The sequence below is a fragment of the Streptomyces sp. NPDC090499 genome, assembly GCF_044769305.1.
Classification (GTDB): domain Bacteria; phylum Actinomycetota; class Actinomycetes; order Streptomycetales; family Streptomycetaceae; genus Streptomyces.
In genome coordinates this window covers 1-16,263 of sequence record NZ_JBIVXP010000019.1, presented here as the reverse complement: position 1 = coordinate 16,263, position 16,263 = coordinate 1, and the positions used below count along the sequence as shown (strand labels likewise).

The window sequence follows — 16,263 nt, the reverse complement described above, 5'->3', positions numbered from 1 at the left end:
CGGGCGCGCCCGGCGGCACCGGCAGGGCGGATCAGGTGTTCCAGACCTGGAACTCGGAGATCTGACCGGCCGGCCAGCCGTTGTTCGCCGTGATGTTCACCCGGAAGTACCGCTGGGTGGTCGCGGGGAACGTGATGGTGACCGTGTTGCTGGTGGTGGGGTCGAAGGTGTAGGCGGCCGACGACTTGACGGTGGCGAAGGAGGAGCCGTCGGTGCTGCCCGACAGGGACAGCGTCTGGTTGCGGGCACCCCAGGTCGCGGGGAGCTGGAGGACGACGCGGCTCGCGCTCTGCGCGGAACCGAGGTCGACCTGCACCCACTGCGGGAAGGCGTTGTTGGCGCTCTCCCAGTAGGTGCCCTGGTTGCCGTCGGTCACGTTGGACGAGGGGTACACGTCGGTGTGGCTGGACTCGGTGGTGGCCGCGCCGGCCGCCAGGTTCCTGCTGACCGTGCCGGCTCCGGTGCCCGTCAGCGCGACCGTGGTCGTGCCGTTCGACGCGTTGCTGGCGATGCTGAGATCGCCGGTGCGGGTGCCGGACGCGGTGGGCGTGAAGGTGACGGCCACCGTGCAGGAGGCGCCGGCCGCGATCGACGTCCCGCAGGTGCTGGTCTGCGAGAAGTCACCGGTGACCGTGACGCCGGAGACGGTCGCTACCGCGGTACCGGTGTTGGTCACCGTGACCGTCTGCGCGCTGCTGGCGGTGTTGAGCGCCTGGGTGGGATAGGTCAGCGACGCCGGGCTGGCCGACAGGGTGGCCGGCGAGGAGCCGCCGCCGCTGGGGAACACCTCGAAGTCCGACAACTGGGCCGCGTTCCACCCGGTGTTGGCGGTGATGTTCACCCGGACGTAGCGCGCCGTGGCGGCGCTGAACGTGATGGTCGCCGTGTTGCCGTTGGCGTTCGGGTCGAAGGTGTACCCGGCCGACGCCTTGATCGTCGAGAAGCTGGAGCCGTCCGTGGATCCCTGCACCGACAGCGTCTGCGTGCGGGCCGACCACGCCGTCGCCGGCGGAAGCTTCAGTACGACCTTGCCGACGCTGTAGTTCTGGCCGAGGTCGACCTGCGCCCACTGCGGGAACGAGCCGTTCGTGCCCTCCCAGTACGTCGACGCGTCCGGGTCGGTGAGGTTCGAGGCGACGTACGGGCTGTTGCTGGAACTCGCCGTCGCCGGGCGCCCGGCGGCGATGTTGGTGGTGCTGTCGATGCCGCTGCCCGTGAGGGTGACGACGGTGGGGCTGTTGTTGGCGTTGCTGGTGATGGTCAGGCTGCCGGTCCGCGAGCCGCCCGTGGTGGGCTTGAAGCCGACGGTCACCGTGCAGGAGGCGCCGACCGCGAGGGTGGAGCAGGTGTTGGTCTGGCTGAAGTCACCGGTCGCCGTGACGCCCGAGACGGTCGCCGAGGCGGTACCGGAGTTCGTCACCTTGACCGTCTGCGTGTCGGCCGAGGAGCCGACCACCGTGGCGGCGAAGCCGAGGCTCGCCGGGTCGGTGTTCAGCACCGGGCCGGGCGCGGTGCCGGTGCCGGAGAGGGTGACGGTGTTGGTGATCCCGCCGGCGTTGACGGTCAGCGTGCCGCCGCGGCTGCCGGTGGCGGTCGGCGCGAACTTCACGCTGACGGTGCACGAGCCGTTCGCCGCGATCGACGAGCCGCAGGTGTTGGTCTGGGAGTAGTCGCCGCTGGTGGAGATCGACGAGACGGACGCGGCGGTGCCGGTCGGATTGGACACGGTCACGGTCTGCGCGTCACTCGTCGAACCGGTGGCAACCGAGCCGAAGTTGAGCGCTCCCGGGGTGGCCGTCACGCCTTCGGACGGGTAGGGCGGGTAGACCGGGGCCGGCCACCCTCCGCAGTACGGCGTGCCGCTGATGCCGGAGTTGCCGCCGCCGTCGGTCACCGTGAAGCTTCCGGTCGAGCAGCTGTACACCGGCGAGGAGTAGCCGACGCCGGTGGCCGTGACGTTGGTGAACTTCGCGGCGCCGCCGGTCTGTTCCTGGAGGGCGAAGGTTCCGGTGCCGGCGATGGTCACGTTGTCGAGGTTGACACCGCTGATGGTGCCCTCGACCCACTGGACCGCCTCGTACGGGCTCTGCTGGATCAGCGCGTTGGTCACGTTGATCGGGCCGGTGATCGCGCCCTGGCTGCCGTCGAACCACAACGCGCCCACGCCGAACTGCCAGTTCGGGTCGAGGCTGCCGTCCCGGACCATGGTGTTGTCGGAGATGGTGGTGGTGCCGACCGGCGTCGACGAGAAGCGCTGCCCCACGTGGATGCCGCCGCCCTGGGTGATGCCGGAGTCCACCACCCGGTTGCCGCTGACGGTGTTGTCGTGGCCGCCGTAGATCGCGATGCCGTTGGCGAGGATCTGCAGGGAGACGGTGTTGTTGGAGATGGTGTCGTTGGCGTCGGCGCCGATGCCGGAGTCCGCCCAGGTGGCGATGCCGTCGTCACCGGTGTTGCGGATGTCGCTGTTGGTGACCTTCGAGTTGGTGACGCCGCCGTGGAAGTTGATGCCGTCGGCGGTGGTGTCCCGGATGCGCATACCGCTGAACGCCAGCCCGTCCATCGGCCCGTCCATCCAGGCGCCGACCTTCATGTGGTCGATCCACAGGCTGGACACGGTCGAGTTGCTCATCGCGCCGCCGATGCCGTTGACCTGGGCGCTGTCGTTTCGCTCCTGCACGTTGCCGAAGATCGCGAAGTTCTGCAGGTGCACGCCGGTGCTGGGCGTGGGCGCGGAGTTGCCGTAGAAGCCGGGTGCCGTGCCGGTGACGGTCGAGTACCACATGCCGGCGCCGGCGATCGTGACGTTGTTGACGCTGATGTGGCCGGGGATGTTGTAGGTGCCCGGCGGGATCCACACGGTGCCGCCGGGGCCTGCCGCGCTGATCGCGGCGTTGAACGCGCTGGTCGCGTCGGTCGCGCCGGTCGGGTCGGCGCCCTTGCCGGTCACCGACACCGAACCCGAGGGTGCGGTCAGGGCGGCGCCGACCTGCTCGAAGTCGGCGAAGTCGATCGTGTACGAGGAGGCGGTGTCACCGGAGTCGACCTGCAGCTTGAAGGTGGTGCCCGCCGGATAGGTGGTGGAGAACAGGCGGTGGGCCTCGTCGTAGAAGTGGTGCGGGTTGCTGCCCGGCGTGTTGGTGAAGGGGTAGCCGCCGTAGTACCAGCTGTAGGCGTTGGTCAGGGTGAAGTCGGGCTGCTTGACGCCGTTGATGTACAGGGACAGCGCGGCGGTGTAGACCGAGCCGCCCGAGGTGTCGGGGATGCTGTACCGGAAGTTGATCGAGTTGGTCGCCACCGGCGTGGTGAACGTGACGTACTGGCCGGTGCCCTGGAGGGTCGTCGCCTTGCGGTACGACGCCTCGTCGGCCAGCTGGCCCTGGGTGTAACTCGGGCCGACGGTGGTGCCGTTGGTGGCGGAGTTCTCCGCCTGCACCTCGACGTAGGGCAGGCTCGCGCCGCTGCCGCCGGTGGCGGCGGCCGCCGCCGCGGCCGGCTGGACGGCCAGCGCGAAGACGCCGGCGACCGTCAGCATCGCGGTGCTGACCGCCCAGACGAGCGCTCGTCTCAGATCTCGGATGGAATGGATCACTTACCACTCCTTTCATCACGTGATGCCCGAACTGTTCCGCTGACACCGCCCGGGGCGGGAGGGAAGACGGAGGATGGTGATGGCGCACGGGGGACCGTAATGTCGTCGACATCAGCGCGCAATAACTAGACAGAGCATTGCAACAATAAAAATTTGGCATGCAAGATCTAATGCGAGGTCGCGGCTCGTACCCGCCACGGGGCTGTGCACACAGCGGTGCCGCCGGACGCGACGTCCGGCGGCACCGTGGGACGGGCGGCGGTCAGGTGTTCCAGACCTGGAACTCGGAGACCTGGCCCGCGGGCCAGCCGTTGTTGGCGGTGACGGTGACGCGGAAGTAGCGCTGGGTGGCGGCGGGGAAGGTGAGCGTGACGGTGTTCTTCGTGCCCGGGTCGAAGGTGCAGGGCGCCGATGCCTTCAGGGTGGTGAAGGTGGTGCCGTCGGTGCTGCCGCCGAGGGTCAGATTCTGGGTGCGGGCGCCCCAGCCGGCGGGCAGCTGCAGCACCACGCGGGAGGCGCTGCGGGCCGAGCCCAGGTCGACCTGGACCCACTGCGGGAACGAGTTGTCGGCGCTCTCCCAGTAGGTGTCCTGGTTGCCGTCCGTCACGTTCGGCGACGGGTACACGTCGGTGTGGCTGGACTCGCCGGTGGGCCTGCCCGCGGCGAGGTTCGTGCCGGTGGGGTCGGAGCCCGCGGTGAAGTCGAGGCGGTTGATGTTCCAGCCGCCGCTGTCCTGGTCCAGGGTCAGGACCTGCCGGCCCGCGGGCAGGGTCACGTGCGTGGTCACGGTCGCCCAGGTCTGCCAGTCGCCGGTGGCGGGCAGGTCGACGGCGCCGGTGAGGTTCGTACCGGAGGCGTCCGACAGGTGCAGCGCGCGTGCCACCGCGGACGGGGCCGCGACCCGGAGGCCGAGGGTGTAGGTGCCGGCGGCGGCGACGTCCACGGTGTAGCGGAACCACTGTCCGGCACCGGTCCAGCCCAGGTTGTAACCGCCGCCGGTGTCCGCGGTGTTGTCCAGGTCCACCCCGTCGGCGCGGTAGGAGTTGGCGTTGCCGTTGACCGAGGTGACGTTGTAGGCCACGCCCTGGCCGCCGGTGTCGTAGTTCTCGGCCTGCACCGTGCCGGGCACGGCTGCCGGGGTGCCGCCGTAGGGGCCCTCGGGAGCGGGCGGCGGCCAGTGGTTGTCACTCAGCGTCGCGACGAACCCGGTGGAGTTGTCGACGAAGGCCGAGGCGCCGGAGGGGAGCCCGGTGACCGTGTTGCCGGTGATCGTCGCGGAACCGGTGGGCGCGGGGTAGAACGGCGGCGAGACCGCGATGCCGTTGCGGCCGGGGTCGCTGACCGTGTTGTCCTGGAGCAGGGTGTCGGTCGAGGTGGAGAAGCCGATCCCGTCGTACAGGGAGTCGCTGACGGTGTTGCCGGTCACCGTGACCTTGTCGACGGTCCCGGTGTTCTGTCCGTCGCCGCCGTTGCCGATGTGCAGGGCGGGCTGGCCCTGGCTGTAGGCGTTGCCACCGGAGCGGACCACGGTGTTGCCGGTCACGGTCGCGGACAGCAGGTCGCTGCCGTTGACCCCGAAGCGCCCGGCCCCCAGACCGATGTAGCGGGCCGTGTCGCTGATGTAGTTGTCCTCGACCCGGTGGCCGCTGCCCCCGTAGATCCCGACGCCCTTGCCGCCCCATGGCGCGATCGAGGTGTTGTGACTGACGGTGACATCGGTCATCGGGTTGTAGTACGTCCTGGAGCCGTCGCTGTTGGTGTTGTAGTTCACCGAGTTGATGGCGATGGCGTCGTCCCCGGTGCCGCGGACGAAGTTGTTCGTGACCGTCAGGCCGTTCCCTGTGTCCGCGCCCAGCGACACGTTGTTGACGTTGATCCCGTCCGCCCAGACCGACGTCAGCCTGCTGTTCCGCACCGTGCCGCCGGTGCCGGAGGCCCAGAAGCCCGACATGGTGTGCTGGGTCCAGATGCCGTCGGCCAGCCAGCCGGTGCCGGTGGTGTCCATCGCGCCGCCGTCGCCGCCGACGGTGCTCCGGCTGACGGCGTTGGCGTCGATGTGGAAGTCACGCACGGTGCAGGAGGTCAGGTCGAACAGGGCCGCCAGCGGTGTGCTGTTGGGAACCGGGACGTCCCGGTAGACCGTGCTGTACCAGAGGCCGGCGCCCGCGATGGTGATGCCCTGTGCGTGCAGTCCCGTGGTGCCCTTCACGTAGAAGGTGCCCTGCGGGATCCACAGGGCCCTGCCCTGCTGCTCGGCCTGGTCGATGCAGTTCTGGATGGCGGCCCGGCTGTCCACCGCCTGGCTGTCCGCCGCACCGTTGGTGGGGGTGTCGTCCGGCACCGCGCCGCAGCTCGTGATCGAGAGCGAGTTCGCCGGCTGCGTCTGCGGCGCCGGCGGGTTCTCCACGTCGACGGAGTCCACGTCGTAGAAGGACGCGCTGTTCCCGGCGTCCTTGCGCAGCGAGAACGTGGCGCCCGCCGGGATCGGGGCCCCGGTGACGAAGGTGTGCGACTCGTCCCAGAACACCCTGGGGTCGCCGTCGGCCGGGTTCTGGTTGTCGCTCGTGTTGTAGTTGCCGTTGCCCTCGTACACCCAGCTCTGCCGCGAGTTGAGGTTCAGCGACTGCCGGAACACCCCGTTGACGTACAGGTTCAGGGTTGCGGTGACACCGCCGCCGGACGCCGAGTCCGGGATGCCGGCGCGGACGTTGAGGAAGGAGATCGGCTGCCCGGTGGTGTTCGTCCACTGCACCGACTGGCCCGTGCCGTCCAGGTGGACGTAGGAGTGGCCGGACGCCTCCAGGGCGGCGCTCGAATACTCGGTCGTCGGCGCCGCGGTCAGCGACCGGACGACCGCTCCGGCGCCCGGTGTTCCCGCCTCGGCCTCGTAGACCGAGAACGGCGTCGTGGCCCCGGCCGCCGCCTGCGCCTGCCGGGGAGCGGGGGCCGTCATGCCGGCGTGGACCGGCCTGGACGGCGGCGCCTCCTGTGCCGCGGCGGCCGGTAAGACGGACACGCACAGCGCGCCGACCGCGGCGACGGCGGCCGCCGCCAGTCGCCGGGGTCTGGGGATCGTCAGCATGTGGGGCTCCTTCGGGGAAGGCGGGAATCCGGCGCCCCGACCGTACAGAGCCGCCATGCAGTCCGCTAGATTCCGACGAAGTAAAGAATGAAGAGCGCAAGTGATTGCAAGTTTCTTGCTCTAATGCGCAAATTTCTCATTTCCCGGCTCCCGGCCTCGCCGCGGCGCGACTGCGGCGAACGCCACCTCGTGCGGTGGGAACAGGTTGTCCGGCCGGCGCTGTTGCACCCGCCGAGGGCCCGGCACCGCGCGGGTGCGGACGGCACGGACCAGAGGTTCTCCGCCCGCGCGCGGTCCGGCACCCTCGAGTCCGCGGCACCCCCGGTGATCTGCTATTCAGGGACGCCCGCTCAGGTACGCGCCGCGGACTCGGACCGAGGCCTTGCCACATAGGAGGACTGTTTTCATGAACGACCGGCCCTTGACGCTCATGGCGGTACACGCCCACCCCGACGACGAGGCCACCGGAACCGGAGGCGTCCTCGCGCGGTACGCGGCGGAGGGCATGCGCACGGTCCTCGTGACGTGTACCGACGGCGGTTGCGGTGACGGACCGGGGGGTGTCAAGCCGGGCGAACCCGGGCACGATCCGGCGGCCGTCGCCGCGATGCGGCGCCAGGAGCTGGAGGCGAGCTGCGACGTCCTGAAGATCAGCGACCTGGAGACGCTGGACTACGCCGACTCCGGGATGATGGGCTGGCCGGCCAACGACGCCCCCGGCTCCTTCTGGCGGACGCCCGTGGCGGAGGGCGCCGCCCGGCTCGCGGAACTCATCCGGCGCTACCGGCCCGACGTGGTCGTCACCTACGACGAGAACGGCTTCTACGGCCACCCCGACCACATCCAGGCCCACCGCATCACCATGGCGGCGCTGGAGATGACCGAGCCGACCCCGAAGGTGTACTGGACGACGGCGCCGCGCTCGATGATGCAGCGGTTCGGGGAGGCCATGCGCGAGTTCGGTGCGGACGTACCGGAGCCGGATCCCGCGGAGGCGGCCGTGATCGCGGAGATCGGGCTCCCCGACGAGGAGATCAGCACCTGGGTGGACACCACCGCGTTCGGCGGCCAGAAGTTCGACGCGCTGGCCGCGCACGCCAGCCAGGGCGAGAACATCTTCTTCCTCAGGATGGGCCGGGAGCGGTTCACCGAGCTGATGGGCGTGGAGACCTTCGTCCGGGTCCAGGACACCACCGGCGCGGCCGTACCCGAGAACGACCTCTTCGCCGGACTGCGCTGACCGGCCCGTCTCCCCGGGCGGCGGACCGCACTCCGCGGCCGTCCCGTCCGCCCGGGGCGGCGCCCGGCCGCCGGTACGGCCGGAAGGGCACCAAAAGCGCAGGTCAGCGGAGAGGAAGGGGTGGTAACCCCCCGGAACTCCGGAGGAACTCCCCCTGCGGATCCGGTGGCTGCCCTGCTGTCGGCGCGGTCCGGCCGTGCCCAGACTCGGCGGCATGACGTTCTCCATCGACGCTCCCGCCCCGGCCGCGACGGCCACCGACCCGGCGCGGGCCTCCGGTCCCGGCAGCGATTTCGCCAGGCTCTCCCGGCGCATCGCCGAGGCGGGCCTGCTGGACCGGCGCCCTGGCTACTACACCCTGCGGCTCGGCCTGGTGATCGCGGCCCTGCTGGGCGGCACGGCGGCCTTCCTCACGCTCGGCGACACCTGGTGGCAGCTGGCCCTCGCCGCCGCCATGGCCCTCGTCTTCGGCCAAGTGGCGCTCGTGGCACATGATCTGGCGCACCGTCAGGTGTTTCGCAGGCGCCGCCCGAGCGAGACCTGGGGCCGCCTCTTCGGCAACCTCGCCATCGGCATGAGCTACGGGTGGTGGATGAACAAGCACACCCGTCACCACGCCAACCCCAACCACGAGGAACTCGACCCCGACGTCGCGCCCGACATCCTGGTGTGGTCCACCGGGCAGGCACGCGGCAGCAGTGGCCTGGCCCGGCTCGTCGGCGGCCACCAGGCGTTCCTGTTCTTCCCGCTGCTGACGCTGGAGGGTTTCAACCTGCACGTGTCGAGCGTGCGGGCGCTGCGCTCGCCGGCCATGAAGAACCGGGGGGCGGAGGGCGTACTGCTCCTCCTGCACTTCGCCGCCTATCTGTCCGCGCTGTTCCTGGTCCTCTCCCCCGGCAAAGCGGTGGCGTTCCTCGCCGTGCACCAGTGCCTCTTCGGCGTCTACCTCGGCTGCACCTTCGCCCCGAACCACAAGGGCATGCCCACCTTCACCGGCGACGAGCGGCCCGACTTCCTGCGGCGCCAGGTGCTCACCTCCCGCAACGTGCGGGGCGGCCGGGTCACGGACGTACTGCTCGGCGGCCTCAACTACCAGATCGAACACCACCTGTTCCCGAGCATGCCCACGCCCCATCTGCGCCGCGCCCAGGTGATCGTGCGCGCGTACTGCGCGGAGATCGGTGTGCCGTACCACGAGACCGGGCTGCTGCGGTCCTACCGCGAGGCCCTCACCCACCTGCACCGGGTAGGCGAACCCATCCGGCGCGGGCGCAGGGCGTCCTGACGGTGCAGGCGCGGGGACGGGCGGCCGGGTGCCGCTCGCCGAGGAGGCCGGGGCCTGTCCTCGACGAGCGGCACCCTGGCCGACACCGCCTACCGCCTACCCTCTGCCGCCTGCCCGACGGCCCGGCCTCACCTCAGGTGCCGGGCGAAGAACCGGTTCCCGTCGTCCAGCTCGAACCACGGGGTGCCGGTGTGCCCGCCGAGATTGGCGTGCAGTGTCTTCTCCTTGCTGCCGAAGGCGTCGAACAGGTCGAGGGCCCGCTGCCGGGGGTTGCCTTCGTCGTCCCACTGGAGCAGAAGGAGCAGGGGCACGGTGACCTCCCGGGCCTCCGCACGCTGGGCGCGGGGCACGTATCCCCCGGCGAAGAACCCGGCGGCGGCGATGCGCGGCTCGACCGCCGCGAGACGGATGCCGACGGCGGTCCACCCGGAGTACCCGACCGGGCCGGCGATCTCGGGCAGCGCGAGGAGGGCGTCCAGAGCGGTCCGCCATTCCGGGACCGCGCCCTCGACGAGCGGGCCGACCAACGACTCGAAGATCTCGTCGGCCGGCTCGCCGGCCTGCATCGCGCGGCGGAGGTCGGCGCGGGCCTGCTCGGCGGTGGCGGAACGGGGCCGGTCGCCGCACCCGGCGGCGTCGATGGAGGCCACCGCGTAGCCGTACGCCGCGGTCCGCCGGGCCCGGGCCACCAGCCGGGGCTCGCTCTTGGGCAGGCCGTTGTTGTGGGCCATCAGGATCAGCGGAGCCGGTGCGGCGGACTCCGGTGTCCACAGGGTGCCGGGGATCTCGCCGAGGGTGAACTCGCGTTCGCGGACGCCGTCGTCGAGGTGCTGTTCGGAAGTGAAGTGCATGGTCGTGCCTTTCGGGAGCGCGCTTGAACGGCGCTCCCGGACGACCTATCGCCCGACCGCGACCCCGGAGGGGAGCACCCATGTCGATACTGCGTTCACGGGTACCACCTCCTCTTCTCCGGCACGGCCACCGGAAAGGTAGCAGCGGTCGCCGTGGCCCGCCAACGGGTTTTCGGGAGGGTGCCCGGTGGCTCAGCCCAGGGTGTCCAGCAGGGCGGTGACGTAGGCGTCCAGCCGCCCCTCCACCGTCCGCGTCGTCAGCTCCGTCCGGCCCGCCTCCTGCCACGGCCGTGCCACCGGCCGCACCTCGGTCGAGAACGCCAGAGCGTCCAGCAGCCGCCAGTACAGCCGGTCGCCCGCGGACGTGGCCGGCACCCCGCCGGCCTCCTCGTACGCCTCGGCGAACCGCAGCCCCCACTCCGGTCCGTGCAGCATCGCGAGGTTGGTGGAGCAGTGCGCAACATCGAGGTCGGCCGGCCCCCAGGAGGTCTCCACCCAGTCGACGACCCCGGTGATCCGGGGACCGGCCGGGCCCGGCGGCGCCACGTCGAACAGCACGTTGCCGGGGTGGAAGTCCCGGTGCAGGAACCGCCCTTCGTAGGGCGGCGCCGGCCTGCGGATCACGTCGGCCGCCGCGGCCCATGCCACCGTGTCGGCGCCGTCCGGCGGGACGACGGCGTCGGCGGTCGTCCACGCCGTGTACTTCCGGGGTCGCTCGGCGGGGCGCACCGCGTGGATCGCCACGAGCTGACGGGCCAGCAGGGGGACGCGTGCCGCCAGCCCCCGGTCTTCGAGGACCGTCCGGCCCGGCAGATGCGTCATCAGGAGGGACGGGTACTCGCAGTGCGCGGCGGCCGGATCGACCGCGACCGGTCCGGGAGCCGGCACGCCCGTCCCCGCGAGCTGGGCGAGGACGCCGGCCTCGCGGTTCAGCAGATCCGCGGCCTGCTCCGCGAAGTACGGGTCGGCGAAGGTCCGCAGCACCAGGTGCCGGGTGGCCCCGTCCTGCGTGCCGATGGTCAGCCGCCGCATCTCGGCGGTGATACCGCCGTGCAGTGCCTCGACCGCGACGACCTGTTCACCGGCCGCCAGCTGCCGGCCCACCCAGGCCAGTGCCGACGGCCGGACCGCCGCGGCCTCGTCGTCGTAGGACACCGTGCCACCCCATCATCCGCCCGGCGGCACGCGCAACGGCTTTCACCGCGGGCACGACGGCGCACGGCCGGGGCTGCGGCGGAGGGCGCCGGAGCTACCGGGTGCCGCTCGGGGGCCGCAGGGCGGCGGCGCCTGCCCGCATCATCGCGGACACCGGTGACCTCGCCCACTGCACGAGGTCACGCGGCAGTCCGGTGTCGAGCTCGATGGTCACCCGCACATAGCGGGTGTGCAGCCGGTTGACCCTGACGGGACGCGGTACGGCCGCCTCCGGTCCGCGCTGCAGTGCGGCCCGGTAGGTGTCCTTGCGCTGGTTCATGGCCTGTCCTGTCGTTTGACGAGTTCGTCCGCGAGGTCCATGTACGCCGAGCCCTTGGCCGCCACCGGGCTTCCGAACGACTGCGCGTACAGGTCGAGCCGCGGGATGTGGGTGGACAGCACGTCGAAGCCCCGCTCGGTGAGGGCTTCGCGGGCGTCGGCGTCGGGGCCCGTACGCGTGGCGTCGGCGCGATTGGTCCGGTTGAGGAGCACGGCGGCGCGGGCCGGCCGGACGCGCAGGGACTGTACGTCGCCCATCTCGCCGCCGATGGGCGCCATGCGGTCCAGCTCGATGGGGGCCGGGGTGACCGGGACGATCCATTCGCCCGCGTACCGCATGATGCTGCGGGCGATGTGCGCGTGGTCCTCCATCTGCGGGGCGTCGAACACGACGGCCTGCCGCTCGCCCAGGAAGTCGTTCACGCGCCGGTGCACGTCGCCCACCGGGAGGGCGACCACGGGGAACGGGAAGCCGCCCGCCAGTTCGCTCCAGCGCAGCGCGGAGGAGGCGGGGTCGCTGTCGACCAGCAGCGGCGGGACGCCCGACTCGTGCAGTGCGTGGGCCAGCCAGACCGCGCTGGTCGTCTTTCCCACCCCGGGCTTCAGGTTCACGAAGGCATAACTCAGCGGCACACGGGTCAACGTAGGGGCGCAAGCCGCCGCCGACCGCCCAGTCGGGGCCCAGCGTGCCGTCGTTCACCCTGCGGCGCCGGTGAATCATCCGGATGGGCCAGCCACACGAACGGCCACCCGACCACGGCAGGGCCGACGACGGCGCCGCCGCGCGCCTGTTGTCACGGTGCGCCGTCTGCCGTCTCACGCAGCAGGTCCGCGTACTCCGCGTGCCCTCGTACGTACCGGCAATCCCCACTCCGGGCGTCGACGACAACTCCTGGACCACCGCCGAACCTTGGTCTTCCCTGCGGATCCGGTGGGCTGACGGTGATCTGGAACAGGTAGAGACGGGCCTTCGAGATTCCTCGAAAGAGCAATCCCCACTGCAGCCCCTCTCCTTCGGGAAACGCGCGGGACCCGAATTCCTGCGCAGCCGCCGTGGCAGCCTCCAGCGTGATCATCTTTCCGCACCCCCTGTGAGCATGGACTCGCCCTTGTACCCGGAGCGGCGGCCACGGCCGAAGGCGGGGGACGCCGAGGGAGAGACCGCTCGTCCCGGCTCACGCCGGCCCGTCGCACACCGCACCTGCAACGCGTGGAATTCGCCACAATTCCTACCCTCAGGGCGGATGAATCCATAAAAATAGCCCTTTACAGCTGGTTGCGCTCCGTCGGTAACCGGCTCCAGGGATTCAACGACCGGCGTCACGGGAGAAGCGTTTGATCACGGCACGTAAGCGAACCACCGGGTTGATGGCCACGGCCGGCGTACTGGGCGGCGTCCTCGCGCTCACGGCCCTCGGCGGCACCAGCAGCGCTGCCACCAGCGACAACGGGACTCACCCGAAATCGCAGGCGCAGGCAGATCGGACGGACGCCAAGGACGCTTCCGACGCCCGAATAAGGATCACGCCCGGGCAGGCCGCCTACGGCGTCGGAATCAACGGTCCTGTCGGAGTCACCGTCGGCAACGGGAAGCTCACCAAGGTGACCATGACAGACGTCGCCACCGGTAGGGAGGTTCCGGGCACCCTGTCCGCGGACGGCACGTCCTGGAAGCCGAACGGCCCGCTGGAGCGCGCCACCCGGTACCAGGTCGCCGCGGAGGCCGCGGACGCCAAGGGCCGCTCCGCCACCGGGAACGCCACGATCACCACGGTCTCCCCGGCCAACGACTTCGTCGGGCACCTCTCCCCCGAGGACGGCTCGACCGTCGGCGTGGGCATGCCGGTGACGGTCAGCTTCAACAGGGCGATCGCCGACAAGGCCGCCGTGGCCGCGGAGATCCAGGTCAGCTCCAGCAGCGGGCAGCAGGTCGTCGGTCACTGGCTCAACGACGCCCGCCTGGACTTCCGCCCCGAGGGCTACTGGAAGCCCGGCTCCACCGTCACCGTCAAGCTCACCCGCGACGGCGTCCGGAAGACGGTCACGTTCAAGATCGGCCGGAGCCAGATCAGCACCGTGGACGCCAGGACCAAGCAGATGACCGTCGTACGGGACGGCAAGACGATCAAGACCATCCCGGTCTCGTCCGGCAGCCCCGAGCACCCGACGCACAACGGCCAGATGGTCATCTCCGAGAAGTTCGGGCAGACCCGCATGAACGGTGCGACCGTCGGCCTCCTGAAGGACGGCAAGCCGGCGTACGACATCGACGACGTGCCGCACGCCATGCGCCTGACCGCCTCGGGCACGTTCATCCACGGCAACTACTGGGGTGCCGACTCGATCTTCGGCAAGACCAACACCAGCCACGGCTGCGTGGGTCTCAGGGACGTCAAGGGCGGCAGGGACGGCAAGCAGCCCGCCGCATGGTTCTTCGACAACTCGATGACCGGTGACGTCGTGATCGTCAAGAACTCCGCGGACAAGACCACAGTGGCCCCGGACAACGGCCTCGGCGACTGGAACATGCCGTGGACCGAGTGGGTCTCGGGCAGCGCGACCGGCTGACAGATCCCCCCTGCACGCAGCGCTTCGTCACTCACCCGGACAGAGTAATCACGGTCCGTGGTCCCCTTGTCCCCGTTGGCCCGTCCCCCGTTCGGAGTTGCGTCCGCACGGGGGACATGAGGCCGTGGGAGTCGTGTCCTGCCGGATCTCACCCTCAGGAGGAGACATGGACACGAGGAACAACGGCCAGCCGGCCGACAAGCTGAGCGTCGTCTTCACCGTCCGAGTGATCGAGGGCGGCGAGCAGGGATTCCTGGACGTGTACGACCAGCTCCGCAAATCCGTCGCCCGGACCCCCGGCCACATCGTCGAGCGGCTGGGAGCACCCGTGGACGACTCACGGCAGTGGGTCATCACCAGCGAGTGGCAGACGGCCGAGCACTTCTTCGCCTGGCAGCAGAGCACGGAGCACCGCGCGCTGGTGGCTCCGCTGCGCCAGTGGGTCGACTCGACGCAGTCGCTGCGGTTCCGAGTCGTGAAGGAGACGACGGGGGTGACGTCGTGACACGCACCGCCGACGGCACCGTAGCCGTACTCGGGCTCGGCACGATGGGCTCCGGCCTGGCCGCCCGCCTCCTCGACCGGGGAACACAGGTCCGGGTCTGGAACCGTACCCCGGAGCGGACCGCACCGCTTGCCGAGGCAGGCGCCTTCGTCGCCCCGCACCCCGCCGACGCCGTCGCGGGCACGAGCGCCGCCGTCTGCGTCGTCGCCGACGGCGAGGCCCTCGGCTCCGTGCTGCGCGGACCCGACGGCGTCCTGTCCAGGGGCTCCTATCCCGGTGTCCTCGTCTGCGCGAGCACCGTCTCCCCCGAAGAGGTCATCCAGATCGCCGGGGACATCCCCGCGGTGGTGGACGTGGGCATGCTCGGCAACCGCGACCATGCCCGTGACGGCGAGCTCCGGCTCTTCGTCGGCGGCGAGGAGCAGGCGTTCAACGCCTGCCGCCCGCTGCTGGAGGCGCTGGGCAAGGAGGTCGTCCATCTGGGCGCACTCGGTTCCGGCATGCGGATGAAACTGTGCCTCAACCTCCTGATGGGCATCGAGGTGCAGGCCCTGGCCGAGGTCACCGAACTCGCGACCGCCTGCGGCCTCGACCGGCAGGCGGTCCTCAGGACCATCGCGGGCAGCGGTTTCGCCTCTCCGGTCATGGCGTTCAAGTCGAGGCGCCTGGGTTCCGGACGCTTCGACGAGCCGGACTTCCGGCTGCGGCTGATGGCGAAAGACCTCATGCTCGCTACCAAACAGGCGGCGGCGGCCGGTCTGAACCTGCCGCTGGCGAATGCCGCCGCCGAGACCCACGTCCGTGCCACCGGGCAGGGACTGGGCGACCAGGACTGTGCCGCGGTCACCCGCGCACTCACACCGAAACCGGGCAGCGACACGTGATCATCGACATCCACGGGCATCTCTCCCCGCCGGAGGCGGCCGAACGCTTCCCCATGCCCCCGAGCCTGACCGACGTCGACGGCATGCTCGCCGCCCGCGCCGAGGCCGGCATCGACCTCACCATCATCGGCAGCCCCGTCGGCGCCGGAGCGATGGCACGGGTACCGGGCGTGGACAACTACGCGCAACCACGAGACCGGCTGCGCAGCTTCCACGCCTGGATGTCGGGGTTGATCGCCAGGTTCCCCGACCGGCTGCGCGGCTATGTGTACGCCAACCCGTTCGGCGACGACGATCACCTCGAAGGCGTGCGGGAGACCCTGGCGGACCCCGCCTTCGTCGGCCTCATCACCACGTCCAGCGTGCACGGGGAGCTGCTCGGCTCCCCGCGCGCCGACTCCTTCTTCGCGCTGGCCGCGGAGGCGGGCGTACCCGTCCTGGTACACGCCCCGGCCGAACCGGTCGGCACGGAACGGGTCGACGAGATCGGCTTCGTCGAGCAGATCGGCCGGTTCGGCGACGTCACCATGGGCATGGCCATGATCGCCTTCGCGGGGTGGCTGGACAAGTACCCGGATCTGCGGCTGATCGGCGCGACCGGCGGCGGTGCGATGGCGCTGCTGCCGGAGCGCCTGCAGACAGCGGCGCGCCCCCCGCCCAGGGCCCGGGGCGCGCCCCCCCCCCGCCCGCCCCCCGCCGCCCCCCCCCCCGCGGCCCCCCCGGCCCCCGCCGGCGCCCCGCTCCCCCCGCGGCGGCCGCAGTACCGCCCCCCCCGCCCCTGCA

12 protein-coding genes are annotated in these 16,263 nt (G+C 70.9%); 6 read left to right on the top strand and 6 right to left on the bottom strand.

What is annotated here, in order from left to right; translation table 11 throughout:
* Positions 1 to 31: 31 nt before the first annotated feature.
* Both ACIQVL_RS41655 and ACIQVL_RS41650 read right to left on the bottom strand, forming a co-directional pair.
* Complete coding sequence (locus tag ACIQVL_RS41655) at positions 32 to 3,592, bottom strand: choice-of-anchor D domain-containing protein (RefSeq protein WP_403478074.1); 3,561 nt, start codon at positions 3,590 to 3,592, stop codon at positions 32 to 34.
* Positions 3,593 to 3,854: 262 nt separating this feature from the next.
* Entirely contained in the window at positions 3,855 to 6,674 is a 2,820-nt protein-coding gene (locus tag ACIQVL_RS41650; protein ID WP_403478073.1) for a discoidin domain-containing protein, read from the bottom strand.
* A 406-nt stretch (positions 6,675 to 7,080) separates the two neighbouring features.
* Between ACIQVL_RS41650 and ACIQVL_RS41645 the strand changes: the two genes are divergently transcribed.
* Positions 7,081 to 7,914 (top strand): PIG-L family deacetylase, encoded by an 834-nt coding sequence (locus ACIQVL_RS41645; protein ID WP_403478072.1) that lies wholly within the window; start codon positions 7,081 to 7,083, stop codon positions 7,912 to 7,914.
* Positions 7,915 to 8,128: 214 nt separating this feature from the next.
* On the top strand, positions 8,129 to 9,199 hold the full coding sequence (locus tag ACIQVL_RS41640) for a fatty acid desaturase family protein (RefSeq protein ID WP_403437904.1): 1,071 nt from the start codon (positions 8,129 to 8,131) through the stop codon (positions 9,197 to 9,199).
* A gap of 128 nt (positions 9,200 to 9,327) precedes the next feature.
* On the opposite strand, the gene ACIQVL_RS41635 is transcribed toward ACIQVL_RS41640, so the two are convergent.
* The 4 genes from ACIQVL_RS41635 to ACIQVL_RS41620 form a co-directional block, all read right to left on the bottom strand.
* Entirely contained in the window at positions 9,328 to 10,050 is a 723-nt protein-coding gene (locus ACIQVL_RS41635) for a dienelactone hydrolase family protein (RefSeq protein WP_403478071.1), read from the bottom strand.
* A 192-nt stretch (positions 10,051 to 10,242) separates the two neighbouring features.
* The gene (locus ACIQVL_RS41630; RefSeq protein ID WP_403478070.1) at positions 10,243 to 11,205 is read right to left on the bottom strand and encodes a phosphotransferase family protein; all 963 of its coding nucleotides are present in this window, start codon (positions 11,203 to 11,205) and stop codon (positions 10,243 to 10,245) included.
* A 94-nt stretch (positions 11,206 to 11,299) separates the two neighbouring features.
* Positions 11,300 to 11,524, bottom strand: coding sequence for a hypothetical protein (locus ACIQVL_RS41625; protein WP_403437898.1), 225 nt, complete (start codon positions 11,522 to 11,524; stop codon positions 11,300 to 11,302).
* Positions 11,521 to 12,156 (bottom strand): AAA family ATPase, encoded by a 636-nt coding sequence (locus ACIQVL_RS41620; protein ID WP_403437896.1) that lies wholly within the window; start codon positions 12,154 to 12,156, stop codon positions 11,521 to 11,523. The genes ACIQVL_RS41625 and ACIQVL_RS41620 overlap by 4 nt, the downstream gene beginning before the upstream one ends.
* Before the next feature lie 735 nt (positions 12,157 to 12,891).
* Between ACIQVL_RS41620 and ACIQVL_RS41615 the strand changes: the two genes are divergently transcribed.
* The 4 genes from ACIQVL_RS41615 to ACIQVL_RS41600 all read left to right on the top strand — a co-directional run.
* Entirely contained in the window at positions 12,892 to 14,091 is a 1,200-nt protein-coding gene (locus tag ACIQVL_RS41615) for an Ig-like domain-containing protein (protein WP_403478069.1), read from the top strand.
* A gap of 166 nt (positions 14,092 to 14,257) precedes the next feature.
* On the top strand, positions 14,258 to 14,596 hold the full coding sequence (locus ACIQVL_RS41610) for an antibiotic biosynthesis monooxygenase family protein (protein ID WP_403437891.1): 339 nt from the start codon (positions 14,258 to 14,260) through the stop codon (positions 14,594 to 14,596).
* Positions 14,593 to 15,480 carry an NAD(P)-dependent oxidoreductase gene (locus ACIQVL_RS41605; protein WP_403478068.1) on the top strand — a complete coding sequence of 296 codons (888 nt, stop codon included), beginning with the start codon at positions 14,593 to 14,595 and terminating at the stop codon, positions 15,478 to 15,480. The genes ACIQVL_RS41610 and ACIQVL_RS41605 overlap by 4 nt, the downstream gene beginning before the upstream one ends.
* The coding region (locus ACIQVL_RS41600; RefSeq protein ID WP_403478067.1) for an amidohydrolase family protein at positions 15,477 to 16,263 on the top strand (787 nt) is incomplete at its 3' end. The genes ACIQVL_RS41605 and ACIQVL_RS41600, both read left to right, overlap by 4 nt.